The sequence below is a fragment of the Halodesulfovibrio sp. genome (assembly GCF_015482765.1).
Taxonomy (GTDB): domain Bacteria; phylum Desulfobacterota; class Desulfovibrionia; order Desulfovibrionales; family Desulfovibrionaceae; genus Halodesulfovibrio.
The window spans coordinates 82,587-100,839 of sequence record NZ_JADMLB010000070.1 but is presented as its reverse complement, the minus strand read 5'-3'; the positions used below and the strand labels follow the sequence as shown (position 1 = coordinate 100,839).

Genomic DNA, 18,253 nt, shown 5'->3' with positions numbered 1-18,253 from the left:
GTAACAGGATGAGCCGTATTAAGCCGCAGCTGGTGCTGCCTCAGTGTGCATGTCTGCAAGAAGGCTATCCAATTGTGCGATAAGTGTCGCAATTTCAGAAAGTTCGCCAGCAGCGCGAGACATACCGTCTGCGGTTTCTTCAGCAACGCCTGTCACAGCATTAACAGCATGTTCAATCTGTTCAGAAACAGCGGCCTGCTCTTCAGAAGCTGTTGCGATTGAAGTGACCTGCTGCGCGGTTTCGTTTGTCATGGAAACAATGTTTGCCATAGATTCACCGGCGGTATTTGCAGCTTCTGTAGAAGCAGTAATTTCTGTAGCCGCACTTTCAACAGCAGCTATATTGGTGTGTGCCTGCGTTTGAATCTGGGTGACTGCTTCACCGACATCACGGGTTGCAAGCATGGTTTTTTCAGCAAGCTTTCGTACTTCATCCGCAACAACCGCAAAGCCTCTACCAGCTTCGCCGGCGCGGGCAGCCTCAATTGCAGCGTTAAGCGCCAAGAGATTTGTCTGGTCGGCAATATCATTAATTACTTCCATAACGCGGGAAATAGAATCAGTCTGATTGCCAAGCTGAAGCATGGATTCTTTTAATTCAAGGAAGCTGTTCTGGATAAGTTCAATCGAAGTAACAGCGTTGCGTACACCGATAGCACCTTCTTCAGCACGGTCTCTGGAATCGTTGGCCAGTTCAGCAGCATTGGAGGCATTGTGTGCAACGTCTATTACGGTGCTGTTCATCTGGGTAATTGCAGTGGCAGTTTCAATCATACGTTCACGTTGAACATCAACACCGCCGTTGACGGTGTCGACCTGCGAAGTGAGCGTGCCGATGGAATCAAACACTCTGGTAGAAATGTCTTTTGCTTTTTCAGCAACAGTGCGGATCGTAGCAATCATTGCAGCAATGCGCTGTTCTTTTTCCTGCGCTTCAGCAAGTGCTTCTTCTGCGCGTTGAGCGTTCCGTCCCGCTTCTGTGCTGGCATCTTCGGCTTGCTTCATTAATGCGTTTAACTCCGTTACCATCGCAACGGTGTCATTCTTTAAGTTTTCAAACTCAAGCAGGTAGCTGGCGTTAATTTGTGCATTAAAGTCTCCCCCCGAAACTTTATTCACAAAAGAGCGCATGTCATCCAAAGGTCGGAACAAGTGTTTGCGCAGGTTCATGATAACAAAACATAATAGCGCAATACCAATGACCATTGAAATAGTCTGAAGAGTTACCAACATCGTAACACGTTGGTCTGCTTCTTTTTGAAGCATACCCACTGCCTTATTCATGGCAGCAAGAACGGTTACACTTTTTGCAGAAATAGCATGCAGTGCTTTGTCATCGCCGCGTTGCGCCGCATTGACTAATGTTCTGTATTCTTTCCACAGAGATTGAACTGTGAGCAACTGGTTGCGTACAGCTCCTGTTGCCTTTGGAAGAAACGCCTTAGCACCGGAAGGATTTAATGTGGTAGGCGCATTGCCGGAGTTGATGAGAGCATGCAGTGTGCTGTCAAAAACTTCTTCTGTTTTTTCCAGCTGCTGTATTGCACTGGCTGCGTTTTTAACCAGAGGAAGCGCTAATGTTTCCTTAGCAATTTTTTGGCTTAGCATGCGCTGTCTGCCGGATAGGTTGATGACGAGCCCGTCACTTTTTTGCTGGCTGGTCACATAGTATGTGCTTGAAAACATGGCGACAATAACCATGAAAATCGAAATAAAAGATAACAGCATACGTGCTTTGAGATTCATACCGAGATCCCCCCTGAAGAGATACAGCCTAGAAGATGAGAATTCTTATCAACGCGTGAACAGTTTTCGTACTGATCTAGTAAGGTATCGGCTTGATACCCCGTAGCATTACATAAAAAGTGTCGATTGATGGGGAGTTTTGCAGAAAAAAGTAAAGCTCCCGCAGAAACCTACGAGAGCTTAATGGTAACTATTGTTTTTTACAAGACTATTTCCAACGTTCCATAAACGGGACTGCGGTGCCTTTTTCTTCAATATCTTTTATGAGGGCGCTACCAAAAACTACAGCATCAATAGCATCGCCGAACGGCTCAAGCTGTTGTGGCTCTTTAATGCCGAAACCGAGAGCAAGTGGGATGTCAAAAGCTTCCCGTGCGTCACTTAGCGTTTTCTTTAACTCAGGAGGAAAGGCAACAGCTGCGCCAGTTGTTCCCATGTAGGAGACAACATACACATACCCTTCTGCCTGTTCAGCATAAGCCTGCATGCGTTCTTTCGGAGTATTCAATCCAATCAGGGAGATAAGAGCAATGCCTTGTTCTTTCAGGATTGTTTTAAATTCCTGATCTTCACCGAATGGCAGGTCTGGTACGATAAGTCCTGAAACCCCGGCTTTTGCAGCATCTTCAGCAAATTCTGCAAAACCGTATTGGAAGAATGGGTTGATGTATCCCATGAGAACCAGTTCAGCCTGATACTGTCCTCTGCGCTTTATGAGTTCCTGCATAATCCAGTGCAGGGTTACTCCCTGTTCTAACGCGCGGATAGAAGCCGCTTCAACCACAGGGCCATCAGCGGCAGGATCAGAGAACGGTACGCCGATTTCAATAATATCAGCGCCGTTGGCGTCCAGTTCTTCCAGATGCGTGAAAAAGTCTGTCTTCGTTGGAAAACCGGCAGTCAAAAATGGAATTACTGCCTTGCGTCCTGCTTTGTTTGCAGCATTAATGCGTTCTGTAAGTGATGTCATGACTGCCTCCTTAATCAAACAGCTCGGTACATTGTTCAACAATATCCATGTCTTTGTCGCCACGTCCGGAAAGGTTTACGATAACATTACATCCTTTCGGGAACTTCTCTTTGTTCTCAAGCACGTAGGCAACCGCATGGGAGCTTTCAAGTGCAGGAATGATTCCTTCAGAACGGGTCAGAGTTTTGAATGCATTCAGTGCTTCGCAGTCATTAATTTTAACGTAGCTTGCACGTCCGCAGTGCTGTAAGTGCGCATGCTCAGGGCCAACACCGGGGTAGTCCAGTCCGCCTGCAATTGAATGTGACGGGAGTATCTGACCATCATCATCCTGCAACAGCATAGTGCGTTGACCATGAAGGATGCCGTCAGTTCCGAGACAGAGCGGCGCGGAGTTTGTGCAGCCTTCTTCTCCGGTTCCGGCAGCTTCAACGCCGATAAGGTTTACGTCGCAGTCATCAACAAAGCCGGAGAAAATACCGATGGCGTTGGAACCGCCACCAACACATGCAAGAACAGAGTGCGGCAGCGCACCGGTGCGTTCAATAATTTGCTTGCGTGCTTCGCGTCCGACTACAGACTGGAATTCGCGAACAAGTGTCGGGAATGGATGTGGACCGGCAGCCGTACCGAAACAGTAGTGGTAGTCTGCCTGTTCTTTAATCCAGAAGCGGAGTGCCTCGTTAATGGCGTCTTTCAATGTTTTGGAGCCGGCTTCAACCGGAACAACAGTAGCACCGAGTAATTTCATGCGTCGTACGTTGTGAGACTGACGCTCCACATCAACTGCACCCATAAAGACAATGCAATCCATATCCAGTGCTCGGGCGGCAGTTGCGGTAGCAACTCCGTTCATGCCTGCACCGGTTTCGGTCAGCAGTGCTTTTTTGCCCATGTGTTTGGCAAGCAGAGCCTGACCGAGCACATTGTTGATTTTGTGAGAGCCGGTATGGTTTAAGTCTTCACGCTTCAGGTACAGGTTGAACCCGAGGTTTTTAGAAATCGTAGGACAAAGCGTAAGGGGGCTTTCGCGTCCTACGTAGTTTTTGAGATAATCTGAAAATTCTGTCTGGAACGCTTCTGAAGGCACAATGTGCTCAAGCGCATGTTCCAACTCTTTAAGGGGCGGAATAAGAAGTTCCGCTACAAATTGACCACCGAACTTGCCGAAGTATCCTTTAGTCATGATATTCTCTCTTTTCGCAGCCTCACGCCAGAGGCTGCTGAAATTTATGGTAATATGGGGGCTGTCAGCGCCTCCATAACGGCTCGCAGTTTGTCCGGATCTTTTTTACCCGGTTCTGATTCTACACCTGAATTGATGTCGATGCCACAGGGCGCGCACCCTTGCAGCACTTCGGTTACGTTTTCGGGGCCGATGCCTCCGGCAACAAACCATGACTTATATCCGCGTAGTCCGTTAAGGAAACTCCAGTTTTGTGTTTTGCCGTGTCCTCCGCCGGATGTTCCGGCATCCATAAGGAAAAATCGGGAGCAATCCACAAACTTTTTCATTTCTGCCTCAAGTTCTTCCCGCGTTTCGTAACGGGCAGGCCAGAACACTTTCATTACTTTGCTTTTGCCTACTCTGGCAGCAAAGGCTGTGTCCTGATCTCCGTGAAGCTGAGCAAGATGCAGCTTCGCACGCTGCATAATCAGACGCACTTCGTCTACGTCATGGTGTGTGAACACACCGACACGCATAACGTCTTCAGTCTCAATGGCTTTGACCTTTTCCACAGTCATGGCTCTGGGGCTTTTTTCATCAAAAATAAATCCGATTAAATCAGCGCCCAGTTTCATGCATAAATCAGCATCTTGCTGTGTGGTAATGCCACATACTTTCACAAAGGATTCTTTGTGCGCCATTAATGCTCTCCTTGAGATTTATTCGAGTAGCCGGTTAAGCGCCTTTTGCGGGTCTCCACCCTGCATAAGAGCTGTGCCGACCAGCATCGCATCGTATCCCGCCGCTTCAACGTGGCGTCGTTGCGTGGACGACGAAATACCGCTGGCCGCTATCCATACTTCGGCAGTTCTGCGGTGAGGAATCATACGCTCGCAAATTGCAAGGTCAGTTTCCAATGTAGCTAGATTTCTATTGTTTACCTGAATTATTGTAGCATTAGCAAGCCTTGCTAAAACAAGATCCGCATGGTTGAAAACCTCTACAACACTTTCAAGACCGAATGATTCACCAAGTTCAATTAATTCAGCAAGTTCAGCTGGTGAATTAAACATCCGTGCAATAAGCAACTGAGCAGATGCAGGAGTGGCGGCTGTTTCAATTACTTGCAAAGGATGAACAATAAAATCTTTGCGGAGCATTGGCAGACCGACAAACTGCATTCGCTCTAGAAATTCAAGTTTACCTCTAAAGTATTTTTCTTCAGTAAGCACGGAAAGTGCTGTTGCTCCTGCTTTTGCATACTGTTCTGCAACATCTTCAGGAGAAAGATGCGGAGCAATATCACCTCGTGACGGAGACGCACGTTTGTATTCTGCAATGCAAGCCATTTTATTTGCACATAAAGTTGCAGCAAAAGGAATACGTTCACCTTTGTAAGCAGCAGGTAACGCATCATTTTTTTTCAGTTTTACAAGACGAGCAATTTCAGCATGTTTCGCTGCAAGAAACTTATTAAGCATGGAGGACTTTCCTTCCGGCTCCTGCTGCAACGGCTTCTCGTGCTCGTTCCATGCAGGAAGTAAGTGGTTCATTTGTAATAAGGTGTAATGCCATGCCCGTATTCAATGCCAGCATATCAAGCATTGCCTTCGGGCCGTTACCTTCTAATAATTGGCGCAGAACATTCAGCCCTTCTTCTTTTCCATGAACAGCAAGGTCTTCTTCTGCGCATGGTTCAAAGCCGAATTCTGCCGGATCCAGTTCAGCATCGCGTACTGTACCCTGTTCAACGTAAAGAACTTTTGCCACGCCCATGGTGGTCAACTCATCATAGCCTCCGGCACCGTGAACAACTGCTGCGCGTTCAATTCCAGCCTGTGCGAGTACTTCAGCCATCATTTCCATGTATTCAGGCTTTGCTACGCCAAGCAGCATGTGTGTAGGACGTGCAGGGTTCAGAAGCGGGCCGAGTAAATTGAAGAGGGTGCGGTATCCCAGTTCCTTACGCACAGGCATTACGTGCTTGAACGCAGGATGATAGTCCGGTGCAAACAGAAAGGCGAAATTACGTTTTTCAAGCTCTGCCGGCACTTCTTCAGGAAGAAGTCTTAGCGGAAGTCCAAGTCCTTCAACAGCATCAGCACTGCCACATGAGGAGGATACAGCTCTGTTACCGTGTTTGGTTACAGTGTATCCCATGCCCGCAAGGGTTAATGCCGTGGCAGTGGAGCAGTTGAAGGAGTTTTTTCCATCACCGCCTGTTCCAACTAGATCAATGGTAGCACCATCAATAGTCGCAACAGATTTGGCGCGTTCCAGACAAACACGGACTGCTGCGTGAACTTCTTCCGCAGTTTCCCCTTTCTGGCGCAGCCCCATGAGTAGTGATCCCGCCTGACCGGATGTCATTTCGCCATCCATCAGTTTGGTGAAGATGCAGTGCGCAACTTCCGCCGTTAAATGGCGGCCTTCCGCCAGTTGTTCTAAAACTTGTGTGGTATTCATCTCTTTGTTCCTTTTCGCCATTGTGTGTCTATGCTCTGTGCATCCGGCAGCCTAAGAACCGTTTGGTGATTCTTGTTTCTCCGGTTCCTGCTGAGGAATTGACCGTAGCAGGGATGCTGGTCTGGTAGACCGTTGTGTCTTCTGGGTGAGGGATTCCTGTGTTGGAAAGAATCCCTCACACCACAGACCACATAGAGCGTGGAGATTACGAATTTTCAGCTAGAATTTTCTCTGGAAAATTCTTCAGCATTGCCTCGCCGAGGGGTGTCAAAATCGATTCGGGATGAAATTGAACACCAACCCAAGGGCGGTCGGCATATTTAATGCTCATAATCTCCTCTTCTCCGTCCGGCGTCTTTGTGGAGGACGTAGGAACAAGTAAATCTTCGTTGTTGTCAGTAATAATCAGGGAATGGTAGCGCGCTACCTGCATAGGTGAATCAATGCCGTCAAAAAGTCCTTTCCTGTCATGATCAATATTAGAGTGTTTCCCGTGCATAATGCGCGGAGCAACATCCACGGTGGCACCAGCATAGTGGGCGAGTACCTGATGCCCTAAACACACTCCCAGTACAGGAACTTCTTTGGGAAGCTGCTTCAGGAACTCTAAACAGAGTCCGGCATTTTCCGGTTTCCCCGGTCCCGGAGAAATACAAACCATCTCCAGTTTACCGCTTGAGGCAAGTTCCAGCAGCTCAGGGTTGTCATTTCGAACAACATGCGGATATCGCCCTGTTTTCTGGAATGCCTGCACCAAGTTAAACGTAAACGAATCGTAGTTATCGATAAGAAGAAACATGCTATCTCCATTGTAAGATTGTTCCGGTTCCGTTTCAGCCAGCCGTTATGCTGTTTGTGGTTGGAACAACCTCACAATTAAATTTATTAGTTATCGCCTTTCGGCATACAACACGGTGTGGTCGGGAGGTGCAGGGCGAAAGAGCCTTCTTGCACGTTCGGGACATACAACTGCTCCGTTCCCGTTACCGCTCTACCGTCCGGAAAAGACGTCTGCCTGACCAGTAGCGTTCAGGGTTACCTTGAGAACACGTGCTTTGTTGTGGCATTCTTCCCATTCTTTTTCAGGAACAGAGTCGTGCACAATGCCAGCGCCGCACTGCCATTCAACAAGGTTGTCTTTGACCCACATGGTGCGGATAAGGATGCCGGTATCAAGGTTCACGGAATCTTTATCCAGTCCAAGCCAGCCAATGGTTCCGGCGTATGCTCCACGGGAGATAGCTTCAGTTTCTTCAATAATTTCAATAGCGCGAATTTTCGGAGCACCGCTTACGGTTCCGGCAGGGAATGTTGCACCGAGAACGTCCAGTCCATCATACCCTTTTTTAAGTTGAGCTTTCACGTATGAAGTCATGTGCATAACGTGGCTGAAACGCTCAACCTGCATAAATTTTTCCACGGACACGGTACCGGCTTCGGCAATGCGTCCCACATCGTTTCTTCCAAGGTCTACAAGCATAACATGTTCAGCACGCTCTTTGGGATCAGCGAGCAGATCGTCTGCAAGAGCCGCGTCTTCTACATCGTCAGCACCGCGAGGACGAGTGCCGGCGATCGGGCAAACTTCCACTACGTTATTCTGGCAGCGCACCATTGTCTCCGGTGAGGAGCCGATAAGTGTGATGTGTGAAAGCCGCATAAAGAACATGTACGGTGACGGGTTGATCTGTCGCAGTCTGCGGTACAGAATAAACGGGTCACCTTCGAACGGAGCCTGAAAACGCGTTGAAACAACAACCTGAATGGCTTCGCCCTGTCTTAATTGTTCCTGTACCTTCTGAACATTGCGCAGGTAGGAAGCTTTATCCGGAATAGTCGTAATCTTGCCGATAGTCGGGGCTTCCGGTGTGCGTTCCACTGCGGCTCTGTCCATTTTAACAGGCAGATTGTCTGCCAGATTAAGCATGCACAGCTTGTTGTAGAGGTGATCGAAGAGAACAATTGTCCCCGGAAGCATAAGACATGCATCGCTGTTTTCCGGTGGCAGAACTTCTTCGAGCTTTTTCTCAAACATACCGATGGTGGTGTATCCGAAGTATCCGAACAGACCGCGGGCAATGGCTGGCAGTTCTTTCATATCCCCTTGCGGTTCAATGTGGATGGCTTCCATGACTTTGCGTGCACCTTCGATAAAGTCCATGCCTTCGTATTGCTTAAGATCGTTAAGTCTGCTGTCTCGGGAAGCTACTTCAAGCTTTCCCTCTTTGCAGCCGAGACGCAGAAGCAGGTTAAATCCGATAACGCTGTATCTGCCTCGTCTGCCGTCCACTTCCGCACTTTCAAGAAGGAATCCCTGTCCGGTTCCGACGAGTCCTAAGAAGAGGCTTATGGGGGTCTGAATGTCTGCTGCCAACCATTGGCCTGTCTGCTGTAAAGTGATTTTCATGGCATTCTTTCTCTCGTTTAGTGTGTTGATAAGTCATAAAAAAAGCCGCACTTCGTATGAGAAGTGCGGCTTGGTACTTGCGTAAGTACTGCGTACAATACAGGGCTATTGATGCACTTCTCCTGAGGTATCACTAAATCGCCACCACCAAAGAGCGCGTTCAACGATAACGTTGATGTCGCCGCCGGCAGCAATATTCAGGATAGAACGATAGGAGCGCACAGCGTCCTGAGAGCTAGGGTTGGCTTCAAACAAGCCTTCAAAGAGTTCTGCATCTTTGTTGATCATTTTTTCAGCAGCTTTCAGTCGGCGTTCAAAAGATGGTGTAAGGTACGGCATCACGTCTTCCTTATCTGCCAGCAGGGCAAGATAGGAAACAGATGTTACAAAGTTTAAACCTTGGATGAGTGCAGCAGCTTTGTCGTGCTCTTCAGCTGTAGAGCAGAACGGTTCGCAGCCGATGCGGTTGAAGAGTTCTTCCACCAGACGTGCAGAATCATCATCACAGCCTTCAGAAGGCGTAATGGCAACGCGTACATCATCAGCCTTCGGCTCAGGGCCGAAGAGAGGATGTGTCCCCACAACGGGACCTGTGTAAGCTTTCTGCATTTGCATCATGGGTTGAACCTTTACGGATGTAATATCCGCCAGTATTTGTGGCGGTGTCATGTGCTTGGTAACACATTTTACAACTTTGTAAAATACCGCTGCAGGGACGCAAACCAGTACGATCTGCGCATCCTCGATTCCAGCCTGTAAAACCTCGTCTGTCAAAGGCTGATCGATTTCAGCAACTTCCAGACCTGCTTTGGAAAAGCGGGAGCAGAACATAGCGCCCATTTTTCCGGTAGCACCGACAACAGCAATTTTTTTGAGTCTAAAGTCTATCTCCTGCATGGTGAAACTTTCTCCCACTCTTCCCAGAAGGTAGGGAAGGATTTCGCAACACATGCTTTGTTATCAAACTCAATTTCACCGAGCGCAAACTGAAGCAAGGAAAGGCTCATTGCCATTCGGTGGTCGTTGTAGGTGCTGAATACAGTACCTTCCGGTGCTGCAATACTCTTTCTATCAGGACGGATAACAATTCCGTCTTCAGTGACTTCGGTAGCAATTCCTGCTTTAGCCAGTTCAGCCGCAGGAGCTGCAAGACGGTCACATTCTTTAATTCGTAAATGCGCGACGTTACGGATGGTTGTATCACCTTCTGCAAACGCGGCAAGTGCGGCAACTGTCGGAACAAGGTCAGGGCAGTTGCCCATATCAACATCAACACCTTTGAGTGAAGACGGATGAACGGTTACGCCCGTATCATCAATCTCCAATGTAGCACCCATTTGTTTCAGAATGGTGAACATTGCCTTGTCGCCCTGTAAAGAATCGGGACGAAGGTTGGCAATGTGCAGCGGTTCTGAACCAAGGGTACCGGCTGCAAGGAAGTATGATGCGTTGGACCAGTCACCTTCAACAGTGTAGGAACCGTTTCTGTACATGCTCGGCTTAACAATGAAGCGGGTTTTGTTCGGAACGGCAGTTTCAAATGTCCGCCAGTCTTTTTCAATCCACTCGCCATCTTCCAGTGTTTCAACGCGGAAGGTGATGCCGAATAGTTCCATAGCGTCCAGAGTCAGTCCCACGTACGGCCAGCTTACTGCTTTATTGCCGACTAAATTAATGGTCAGCCCGCGTGTAGATGGCGCAGCCAGAAGAAGACCGGACAGGTACTGGCTGGATTCTTCCAACGAGATGGAAACTTCGCTTCCTTTCAGACCGTCTGTGTCCAGAACAACCGGCGGACACCCTTCAGTGCCTTCGTACGTAACATCTACTGTAAGACTTGCCAGCGCATCCGCAAGCTCTTTTATAGGGCGTTCATGCATGCGCGGAGCGCCGTGGATGCGGAATTTTCCTAAACCTGCTGCAAGTACGCCTGTTAACAGGCGACATGTTGTTCCGGATTCATGTACATCACAAGAGACAGGATTATCCATGCCGCCCGCCGGTGTGCCGCAGCAACCGGTGACGGTATACACGCCCGCATCCTGCCGATAGATTTTTGCGCCGCAGTCGTTAAAAATACCGATGGTGCGGGCTAAATCTTCACTTTCAAGTACTCCGGAAACTGTAGATTCACCTGCTGCCATAGCGGCGCCGATGATCATACGGTGGGATACTGATTTAGAAGCTGGTGCTTTGATGGCGATCATGGGTTTGTCTCCAATTAACTATAAATTATGTGTTCTGCTCATCTACTGCTTTGGCGATATCGCTGCCTTTAGTGAAGTCCATATACTGACCGGCTGGATAACTGCCGAGGATGCGCAGTGACTGACATTCTGCATGCAACTCGGTAATGAGCTGTTCGTATTCTTCGGTTGAAAGATCACTTTCGATGTCGACAAAGAAGACGTATCGCCACTTTTCGCCGCGCATCGGACGTGATTCAAGCTTTTTCATATTCAGCCCTTCGCGTGCCATTATATTCAGCACTTTTGCGAGGGCACCCGGTTTATCCGGAACAGTGAAGAGCAGGGAGGTTTTGTCCTGTCCTTCTCCGTCGCTCGGTTTGGAACCGATAATGACGAAGCGTGTCCAGTTGTCCTGCATATCTTCAATGTGTTCAGCAAGAATGTTCAGTTTCAGTAAATCTGCAAGACTGCCATGCCCGATAGCTGCTGCGCCTTCTTCTTCCTGAACTCGGCGCGCTGCCGCCGCTGTACTCTCTGTCGGGATGATGCGCGCATTCGGTAAGGTAGAGCGCAGCCAGTGAGAACATTGACCCAGCGGTTGCGGGTGCGAGTACACGGTATGAATATCTGCAAGCAGCTTTTCACGGGTAAGCAGACTGTGGCTGATGCGGCAGAAAAGTTCTGCCTCAATATAAAGGTCATGCTCCATAAAAAGATCAAGGCTTTGACCGACTGATCCATGCAAAGAATTTTCAAGAGGAATAACTCCCAGTTCGCATTCTTTGTTTGCAACAGCGCGGAAAACAGCGGTGAGATCTTTTTGCGGTGTATAATCTACAGAGCGACCCAGAAATTCAACTCCTGCAAAATAGGAGAAGGTTCCTTCCGGCCCGAGGTAGGCAACACGCTGAGGGCGTTGCAACGCACGGGAGGAGGAGAAAATTTCTCGGTAGATAAAGCGCAGATGCTCGATAGGAATCGGGCCTTCATTGTTGGAGCGAAGGTTGTCGAGCACTTCCTTTTCACGGAACGGCTTAAATACTACGTCCTGCTTGCCGCGTTTCAGTTTTCCTACTTCAAGGGAAAGTGAAGCACGGCGGTTGAGCAATTCAAGGAGTTCTAAATCGGTAGAATCAATCTCGCTGCGAACCTCTTTAAGGCGCGGCAAATTGTCTACGCAGTTATCTTCAGCACCTGTCTGTTCAGGTGTGTCTGTCTTCTTTTGTTCAGACATATTAGCCTTCCTTGATCTCTTCTTCGATGCGCATACCGAAGTGGCGGCCTGCTACATCTGTGCGAACGAGAATTTCGTCGCCTTTTTTAAGATTAACAACACTGATCGGGTTTCCTTTTGTGTCCACAACGCGGATAGTTTCAGCATTCTGTAAGAATACCGCGCCTTCAACACCATTTACTTCAGCTTTAATCAGCAACATAGGGCGTACTTCTGTTTTGCAGCGTCCTACAATTGCGATGGAGGTGGAACCGTCGTGGTTAACGATGAGAACCTCGTCGCCTGAAGCAAGTTCTTCAAGGTATGTTGTTTTATCGTGCGGGAGCTGTGTGTAGGCATGAACAGCGCCTGCGTTTACGCGAAACGGGCGGGCAGCCACGTATTCGTTGTTTTCGGTTTCAGCATGAACAAGGAATGTAAAGGCAGAAGAATTTCCAACCAGCATACCCTGACCTCGTTTGAGGACAGACAGAGTGTCTACACAAACCCGATGTCCCAAGCCGGAAGAGCTGACTTCGGTAACGGTTGCCGGAACAAGATCCAGCGTGCCCATAGAAAGTTTGCACTGTGCTACAATCTGCTTCAACTGAGTAATTCCATCTGCGGTTACAACAATGCCGTCAACGCCTCGTTCAAGAATGCCGAAAGCAAGGTGCGCTTCTTCTGTTGTGTTGGCTTCCACCAGCACGTTGTCAGACTGCGCTAATAAATTTTCAATCGGGATAATTTCCCATCCGTGACCGATAATGACCTGCTCGCCTTTTTTCAGACGTTCTGCTGCCTCTTCTTCAACACTTTTTTCAGTAAGCGTAATGACAGGCATAGACTCTGCTGCGAGCACGGTGCAGCGGGATAGACTGGCTACTCCGGCCATTTCTTTTTCCGGTACGATGATTCCGTCAACGCCTGATTCCAGAGCGAGTGTGACGTGATCTTTATTGAACGGTACGCTTGCGAAGAGAACTTTTTTCATTTTTCTAGTCCGGATAACTACGGGTTAATCGTTTCCTACGAGTTCCATTGCCTGTTCGATATCCCAGTCTTCATGCACAACGCCGCGGAGCGCTTTAACGAGCATGGCACTGTTTTTGTGCTGGAAAACGTTACGGCCTACAGAAAGACCTGCGCCGCCTGCACGGATGGAGTCGTGAACCATGGTGATGAATTCGCGTGTGGAGTTCATTTTTTCGCCGCCTGCAATAACAACAGGAACGCAACAGGCTTCAACAACGCTGGAGAATGAATCAATGTCGCCCGGGTAGGAAACTTTTACGATGTCTGCGCCTAATTCTACAGCAACACGGGCACAGTGGGCTACATTTTTGGCATCGAATGGATTGTGGATATGCTGACCGCGTGCGTACATCATAGCGAGAAGAGGAACACCCCATTCGTTCGCAACAGCGGATACTTTACCAAGATCAGACAGCATCTGACTTTCAGTTTCGTCACCAAGGTTAACGTGAACAGAAACAGCGTCAGCACCGTGTTTGATTGCGTCTTCAACAGTAGCGGTAAGAATTTTTGCGTTCGGTGAAGGTGCAAGGGAGGTTGAGCTTGAAAGGTGGACTACAAGTCCTACGTCACGTCCGCCGGCGCGGTGACCGCAACGAACAAGACCTTTGTGCATCAGAACAGCATCTGCGCCGCCTTCTGCAACGTTACTGACAGCTTTGCGCATGTCTACAAGTCCATCAATCGGGCCTACAGAAACACCGTGGTCCATAGGAACAATGATTGTTCGTCCGGTGACTCTGTTGATGATGCGCTCCATGCGGATTTTCTTGCCAATTTCCATCGTATTCTCCTTAGCGTGTTCTCAGTAAAGCTATCACCCGATAAGTACGAATGCATTGTTAGTTAGCATTATGCAGCAAAAAACTCTCTTTGTTTCGCTTGCCCGATCTTTTATCAATCTTTGGGCGTTTGGCATAGTTGCTAAATGAGCATTTTCTTAACAAGTGACGGAAGTTGTTTCGGGGTTGGCCGCCACAGCTTGCGCACAAAAAAAGCCGCAGGCTGTGTGCCCGCGGCTTTAAGTTTTCTAGTTGGTGTCGAAGTTACTTACGAGAAGGCACCAGAAAACCGGCCACGGGCTTTGCCATAGCTAAAGAAAAACCAAAAATAAAAGTTGGTTTCAAAAGAAGCAGGTTTGGCAAAGATTGCGTTCATGGTGTTTCTGATTTCCTTTACAAGTTTGTTAAATTCGATACGGAAGCATAGAGACCTGAGGCGATTTCTGTCAATACGAAATTTTAAAAAACTGATGATTACGTCAAAATGAGGATGTAACGGCATGAATTTACATGATATAAAATCGCCTAAGTAATGAGTGTTACTCTATTTTGTGATGTATGAGTCTGCTTGCGTTGTTTTGGGCCTCCGGCGGCTCTCCGAGGGGCAAAGGGCGCTGCCCCTTGCATCCCCGCAAGGGAGCACTGCCCCCTTGACCCCGATTAGGGATCGTTATTGGGAGGAATAGAGAGCATTCAGTACCTAAATTTTACGCTATTGAAATATATAAAATAAATATTTCAAGATAATAGGCGCTACGGTGGTTCGAGTTTCTGAGCTGAAGTCTCTCCACTGGTGGAGCAAAAAATGAGAACTGCACACGGTGTTACAAGTAAAACATTATGGTGTGACTAATAAAAGTTTTGGAAGGGGGTCTGGGGGAAACTTTTTTTAAAAAGTTTCCGCCCAGCCGCCGGAGGCCAAAAAAAGAACAAGGATACAAAGCTACCAAAGGTTCCTGTGCACGCGTGATGCGTCATAGCGGTCTTGGGGCTTGAGATTCTGGTCAGGGTGCCCGAGTACGATAACAGCAAGCGGCACGGCATTTTCCGGTGCTTTAACAAGCGTGCGCGCTGCTTCAACGCGATCTTCTTCAGGCCAAAGACCGCACCAGACGGCACCGAGCCCTTCACCGTGCGCTGCAAGAAGAAGGTTTTGAATAGCAGCGGAGCAATCAAGCATCCAGTTGCCGGGGTATTTTTCAACACTGCGGTCGCCAAGAACCATAATCGCCAGAGGTGCCTTCGCAGCCATGCCGATGTACGGACTGAGTTTGGCGGTTTTTTCAAGCTGTGCTTTGTCATCAATGACAATGAACTGCCAAGGTTGCTCGTTACCGGCACTAGGTGCAGCCATAGCTGCCTGAAGCATGGTGTTGATGTTTTCTTCACTGACAGCTTCAGCAGTGAATTTGCGGATAGAGCGGCGGGTTGCAATGGCTTCAAGTACGTTCATGTTTTCTCCTGCAATTTTTGGGTTCTGTTCTGGGGATGCAACAGGTTGTTAAAGTTTGTCCTGATACGCTCCGGCGGAGTATGTCAATTCGTAGCTGTGACTGTAAATTTCAACTAAATTGCCGAACGGGTCTTCGCAGTAGACCATGCGGTACGGTTTTTCACCGGGGTAGTATTCACGAACAGGCATGCGCTGCTTTCCGCCGTGTTCGACGATTTTTGCAGCAAGCCCTTCTACATCAGGGTCTTGTACGCAGTAATGGAATATGCCGGTTTTCCAGTATTCAAAATTGTTTTCGCGACGCTCTGCATTGGGGAATTCGAAAATTTCTACACCGATTTTGTCTCCGGTAGAAAGGTGGGCAATCTTAAAGCTGCCCCAGCCTTTGCCGAACACATCGTTGCACATAATGCCGATGGCGGAGTCGTCCTGTTTAATTTCGGTTGGTGGCATAATAAGGTACCAACCCATTACTTTTGTATAAAATTCAACTGCCTTTTCAAGGTCGGTTACGCTAAGGCCGATATGGGAAAAATTTCTTGGGTATGTCATGAGTGATCTCCTAGTCTGTCATTTTGCTTCACGCAGGAAATATAACCTGTTATTTTTTAGGAACAAGAAGGCACTTTTTTCTCATATGCATACCTTTTGGTAAGTTTTATTGGTACTAGCGTATTTTCGAGGAATATTTTTTTATGATTAAGTGGAACGGGAAAGAATATCGATGTCCGGTTGAAGTGGGCATGGATGTTATCAGCGGCAAATGGAAAAGCCTTATCCTCTGGCATCTGCATGAAGGCGAAAAGCGTTTTAAAGAATTGGAACGCATCGTCCCCGGTGTGAGCCAAAAAATGCTGACGCAGCAGTTGAAGGAAATGGAGCGCGATGGTTTGCTGCTGCGTACCGTGTATCCTGAAGTACCACCGAGGGTTGAATATGCGCTGACAGAGCTTGGACACAGCGCGTTTCCTATTCTGAAAATGATGCACGACTGGGCTATCGATGAGCTTGGCTGCGAGCACTCGTGTGATAGAAGCTAAAAATGCAGGTAGCCCGTTTAGGGGAATGTTTACCTATCTGTGTAGAAAAAAGTAGTGCAAGGCGACAGTTTTTGTCGGGATATCGAAAGAGGCGGTTTAGCAGAGAGTAACGTTTGATAAGGGAGTAGTCATGACACAGGGAAGCCGGATAGAATCTGATTCAATGGGCAACATTGAGGTGCCTGAAGATTGTTACTGGGGCGCGCAGACGCAGCGTTCGCTGCATCATTTTGCCATCGGAGCCGAGCGGATTCCTCTGGAAGTGATTATTGCTCTAGCACATATTAAAAAAGCTGCCGCGCATGCCAATGTTGAATTGGGTGTGCTTTCTGAAGAGATAGGCCATCTCATTATCGAAGTGGCGGATGAAATTTGTAACGGTGGTCATGACGGGCAGTTTCCGCTTCATGTCTGGCAGACAGGCAGTGGAACACAGACAAATATGAATGTGAATGAAGTTATCGCGAACCGTGCTAATGAGATGGCAGGAAGTCCTTTAGGAAGCAAGACTCCTGTGCATCCTAATGATCATGTGAACCGTTCCCAGTCTTCAAACGATATTTTTCCAAGCGCCATGAACGTGGCAGCTGCCATTGCCATAGAGTACTACCTGACTCCGGCAATTGAAGAGCTTATGCATACTTTGGGTGATAAAGCCGAACAATGGGCTGATGTTCCAAAGCTCGGACGTACGCATCGACAAGATGCCGTTCCAATGACGGTAGGGCAGGAATTTTCTGCTTTTGCCTATCAGCTTGAATCAGGACTAGCGAGGCTGGAGCAGGTGCTGCCTCAATTACAGGCGCTTCCCCTTGGCGGTACAGCAGTAGGAACCGGATTAAATGCCCCGAAGGGGTTTGCAAAACGTGCAATCGGTCACCTTGGTGAGTATCTCGGGATTCCTTTTACTCCTATGGAAAATACGTTCACCGGACTTTCTTCCAGCGACGATATTGTTGCAGCGTCCGGTGCTGTCCGTACACTGGCATGCAGTCTGCTGAAAATAGCAAATGACATTGCCATGCTTTCTTCAGGGCCAAGAGCAGGGATAGGTGAATATATCCTTCCTGCAAATGAACCGGGGTCATCCATTATGCCGGGGAAAGTTAACCCGACCCAATGCGAGGCGCTTTCCATGGTGTGCGTGCATGTTATGGGATTGGATTCTGCGCTGGCCTTTGCGGGATCGCAAGGGGTGATGCAGTTGAACGTATATCGACCGTTGATGATCTACAATTTGCTTACGTCTATTCGCTTGATAACAGACTCAGTCCGTATGTTCACTCGATACGCTGTAGAAGGACTTGAGCTGAATACAGGTACCATTGAAGGATATCTGTCATCTTCGTTAATGCTGGTAACTGCGCTGACTCCGGTGATTGGTTATGATAAAGCCGCCGAGGTTGCTAAGATGGCATATGATGAAGATAAGACGCTAAAAGAAATTGTTCTTCGGGAAGGGGTGCTTGATGAGCAGGAATTTGATGAAGCCATGAATTATATGCGGATGGCGAAACCGCATGCGGAATAAAAAGAACGTTGTACTAAAGAGGGGGCGCGGCTGGCGTTCCCTTTTTTTGCGTGTGAGAAAGTAAGGGATTTGAGAACGGCAAAAAAAAAGACCCGCTAAAAAGCGGGTCATAATTTTCAAGTGGTGCCGCGACACAGAATTGAACTGCGGACACGGGGATTTTCAATCCCCTGCTCTACCAACTGAGCTATCGCGGCACAGGTGGAAGGTTTAGAGAAAGACCGGCTGCTTGGCAAGCACTTTTTTAAAAAAA

At 48.3% G+C, this 18,253-nt stretch carries 17 protein-coding genes and 1 tRNA gene; 2 read left to right on the top strand and 16 right to left on the bottom strand.

The genetic code is table 11. From position 1 onward, the window contains the following. Positions 1–18 precede the first annotated feature (18 nt). From QZY95_RS13430 to QZY95_RS13360, 15 genes are all read right to left on the bottom strand, one after another. Entirely contained in the window at positions 19–1,746 is a 1,728-nt protein-coding gene (locus tag QZY95_RS13430) for a methyl-accepting chemotaxis protein (protein ID WP_290924374.1), read from the bottom strand. A gap of 208 nt (positions 1,747–1,954) precedes the next feature. Beyond that, complete coding sequence (trpA, locus tag QZY95_RS13425; protein WP_290924372.1) at positions 1,955–2,716, bottom strand: tryptophan synthase subunit alpha; 762 nt, start codon at positions 2,714–2,716, stop codon at positions 1,955–1,957. A gap of 10 nt (positions 2,717–2,726) precedes the next feature. Next, entirely contained in the window at positions 2,727–3,902 is a 1,176-nt protein-coding gene (trpB, locus tag QZY95_RS13420; RefSeq protein WP_290924370.1) for a tryptophan synthase subunit beta, read from the bottom strand. A 44-nt stretch (positions 3,903–3,946) separates the two neighbouring features. Beyond that, the gene (locus QZY95_RS13415; RefSeq protein ID WP_290924368.1) at positions 3,947–4,585 is read right to left on the bottom strand and encodes a phosphoribosylanthranilate isomerase; all 639 of its coding nucleotides are present in this window, start codon (positions 4,583–4,585) and stop codon (positions 3,947–3,949) included. Positions 4,586–4,603: 18 nt separating this feature from the next. Next, complete coding sequence (locus tag QZY95_RS13410) at positions 4,604–5,365, bottom strand: indole-3-glycerol-phosphate synthase (protein WP_290924367.1); 762 nt, start codon at positions 5,363–5,365, stop codon at positions 4,604–4,606. Beyond that, positions 5,358–6,350: an anthranilate phosphoribosyltransferase gene (trpD, locus tag QZY95_RS13405; protein ID WP_290924365.1), complete on the bottom strand. Its 993-nt coding sequence runs from the start codon at positions 6,348–6,350 to the stop codon at positions 5,358–5,360. The genes QZY95_RS13410 and trpD overlap by 8 nt, the downstream gene beginning before the upstream one ends. A 205-nt stretch (positions 6,351–6,555) precedes the next feature. Next, on the bottom strand, positions 6,556–7,149 hold the full coding sequence (locus QZY95_RS13400; protein WP_290924363.1) for an aminodeoxychorismate/anthranilate synthase component II: 594 nt from the start codon (positions 7,147–7,149) through the stop codon (positions 6,556–6,558). 192 nt (positions 7,150–7,341) lie between these two features. Then, on the bottom strand, positions 7,342–8,757 hold the full coding sequence (locus QZY95_RS13395) for an anthranilate synthase component I family protein (RefSeq protein ID WP_290924361.1): 1,416 nt from the start codon (positions 8,755–8,757) through the stop codon (positions 7,342–7,344). Positions 8,758–8,862: 105 nt separating this feature from the next. Further along, positions 8,863–9,654: a prephenate dehydrogenase/arogenate dehydrogenase family protein gene (locus QZY95_RS13390; protein ID WP_290924359.1), complete on the bottom strand. Its 792-nt coding sequence runs from the start codon at positions 9,652–9,654 to the stop codon at positions 8,863–8,865. Next, positions 9,642–10,964: a 3-phosphoshikimate 1-carboxyvinyltransferase gene (gene aroA, locus QZY95_RS13385; RefSeq protein ID WP_290924357.1), complete on the bottom strand. Its 1,323-nt coding sequence runs from the start codon at positions 10,962–10,964 to the stop codon at positions 9,642–9,644. Before aroA ends, QZY95_RS13390 begins: the two co-directional genes overlap by 13 nt. A gap of 25 nt (positions 10,965–10,989) precedes the next feature. Beyond that, a complete protein-coding gene (gene pheA / locus QZY95_RS13380; RefSeq protein ID WP_290924355.1) occupies positions 10,990–12,180 on the bottom strand; it encodes a prephenate dehydratase in 1,191 nt (396 codons plus the stop codon). Between the two features lies 1 nt (position 12,181). After that, positions 12,182–13,153: a 3-dehydroquinate synthase II family protein gene (locus tag QZY95_RS13375; protein ID WP_290924354.1), complete on the bottom strand. Its 972-nt coding sequence runs from the start codon at positions 13,151–13,153 to the stop codon at positions 12,182–12,184. 24 nt (positions 13,154–13,177) lie between these two features. Further along, on the bottom strand, positions 13,178–13,978 hold the full coding sequence (locus tag QZY95_RS13370; protein WP_290924351.1) for a 2-amino-3,7-dideoxy-D-threo-hept-6-ulosonate synthase: 801 nt from the start codon (positions 13,976–13,978) through the stop codon (positions 13,178–13,180). Positions 13,979–14,919: 941 nt separating this feature from the next. After that, complete coding sequence (locus QZY95_RS13365; protein WP_290924348.1) at positions 14,920–15,429, bottom strand: nitroreductase family protein; 510 nt, start codon at positions 15,427–15,429, stop codon at positions 14,920–14,922. A gap of 48 nt (positions 15,430–15,477) precedes the next feature. Continuing rightward, complete coding sequence (locus QZY95_RS13360) at positions 15,478–15,981, bottom strand: lactoylglutathione lyase family protein (RefSeq protein WP_290924346.1); 504 nt, start codon at positions 15,979–15,981, stop codon at positions 15,478–15,480. A gap of 143 nt (positions 15,982–16,124) precedes the next feature. On the opposite strand from QZY95_RS13360, the gene QZY95_RS13355 reads away from it, so the two are divergent. Beyond that, positions 16,125–16,469 (top strand): helix-turn-helix domain-containing protein, encoded by a 345-nt coding sequence (locus QZY95_RS13355; protein WP_290924344.1) that lies wholly within the window; start codon positions 16,125–16,127, stop codon positions 16,467–16,469. Positions 16,470–16,599: 130 nt separating this feature from the next. Continuing rightward, positions 16,600–18,000: a class II fumarate hydratase gene (locus tag QZY95_RS13350; protein ID WP_290924342.1), complete on the top strand. Its 1,401-nt coding sequence runs from the start codon at positions 16,600–16,602 to the stop codon at positions 17,998–18,000. Between the two features lie 121 nt (positions 18,001–18,121). Here the strand turns inward: QZY95_RS13350 and QZY95_RS13345 are convergent. Beyond that, a tRNA-Phe gene (locus QZY95_RS13345) sits at positions 18,122–18,197 on the bottom strand. Positions 18,198–18,253 lie beyond the last annotated feature (56 nt).

Coding starts and splice junctions, on each gene's coding strand:
- QZY95_RS13410 (WP_290924367.1), bottom strand. CDS start 5,365: ATGCTTAATAAGTTTCTTGCAGCGAAACATGCTGAAATTGCTCGTCTT.
- trpA (WP_290924372.1), bottom strand. CDS start 2,716: ATGACATCACTTACAGAACGCATTAATGCTGCAAACAAAGCAGGACGC.
- pheA (WP_290924355.1), bottom strand. CDS start 12,180: ATGTCTGAACAAAAGAAGACAGACACACCTGAACAGACAGGTGCTGAA.
- aroA (WP_290924357.1), bottom strand. CDS start 10,964: ATGATCGCCATCAAAGCACCAGCTTCTAAATCAGTATCCCACCGTATG.
- QZY95_RS13390 (WP_290924359.1), bottom strand. CDS start 9,654: ATGCAGGAGATAGACTTTAGACTCAAAAAAATTGCTGTTGTCGGTGCT.
- QZY95_RS13430 (WP_290924374.1), bottom strand. CDS start 1,746: ATGAATCTCAAAGCACGTATGCTGTTATCTTTTATTTCGATTTTCATG.
- QZY95_RS13355 (WP_290924344.1), top strand. CDS start 16,125: ATGATTAAGTGGAACGGGAAAGAATATCGATGTCCGGTTGAAGTGGGC.
- trpD (WP_290924365.1), bottom strand. CDS start 6,350: ATGAATACCACACAAGTTTTAGAACAACTGGCGGAAGGCCGCCATTTA.
- QZY95_RS13365 (WP_290924348.1), bottom strand. CDS start 15,429: ATGAACGTACTTGAAGCCATTGCAACCCGCCGCTCTATCCGCAAATTC.
- QZY95_RS13350 (WP_290924342.1), top strand. CDS start 16,600: ATGACACAGGGAAGCCGGATAGAATCTGATTCAATGGGCAACATTGAG.
- QZY95_RS13370 (WP_290924351.1), bottom strand. CDS start 13,978: ATGGAAATTGGCAAGAAAATCCGCATGGAGCGCATCATCAACAGAGTC.
- trpB (WP_290924370.1), bottom strand. CDS start 3,902: ATGACTAAAGGATACTTCGGCAAGTTCGGTGGTCAATTTGTAGCGGAA.
- QZY95_RS13415 (WP_290924368.1), bottom strand. CDS start 4,585: ATGGCGCACAAAGAATCCTTTGTGAAAGTATGTGGCATTACCACACAG.
- QZY95_RS13360 (WP_290924346.1), bottom strand. CDS start 15,981: ATGACATACCCAAGAAATTTTTCCCATATCGGCCTTAGCGTAACCGAC.
- QZY95_RS13400 (WP_290924363.1), bottom strand. CDS start 7,149: ATGTTTCTTCTTATCGATAACTACGATTCGTTTACGTTTAACTTGGTG.
- QZY95_RS13375 (WP_290924354.1), bottom strand. CDS start 13,153: ATGAAAAAAGTTCTCTTCGCAAGCGTACCGTTCAATAAAGATCACGTC.
- QZY95_RS13395 (WP_290924361.1), bottom strand. CDS start 8,757: ATGAAAATCACTTTACAGCAGACAGGCCAATGGTTGGCAGCAGACATT.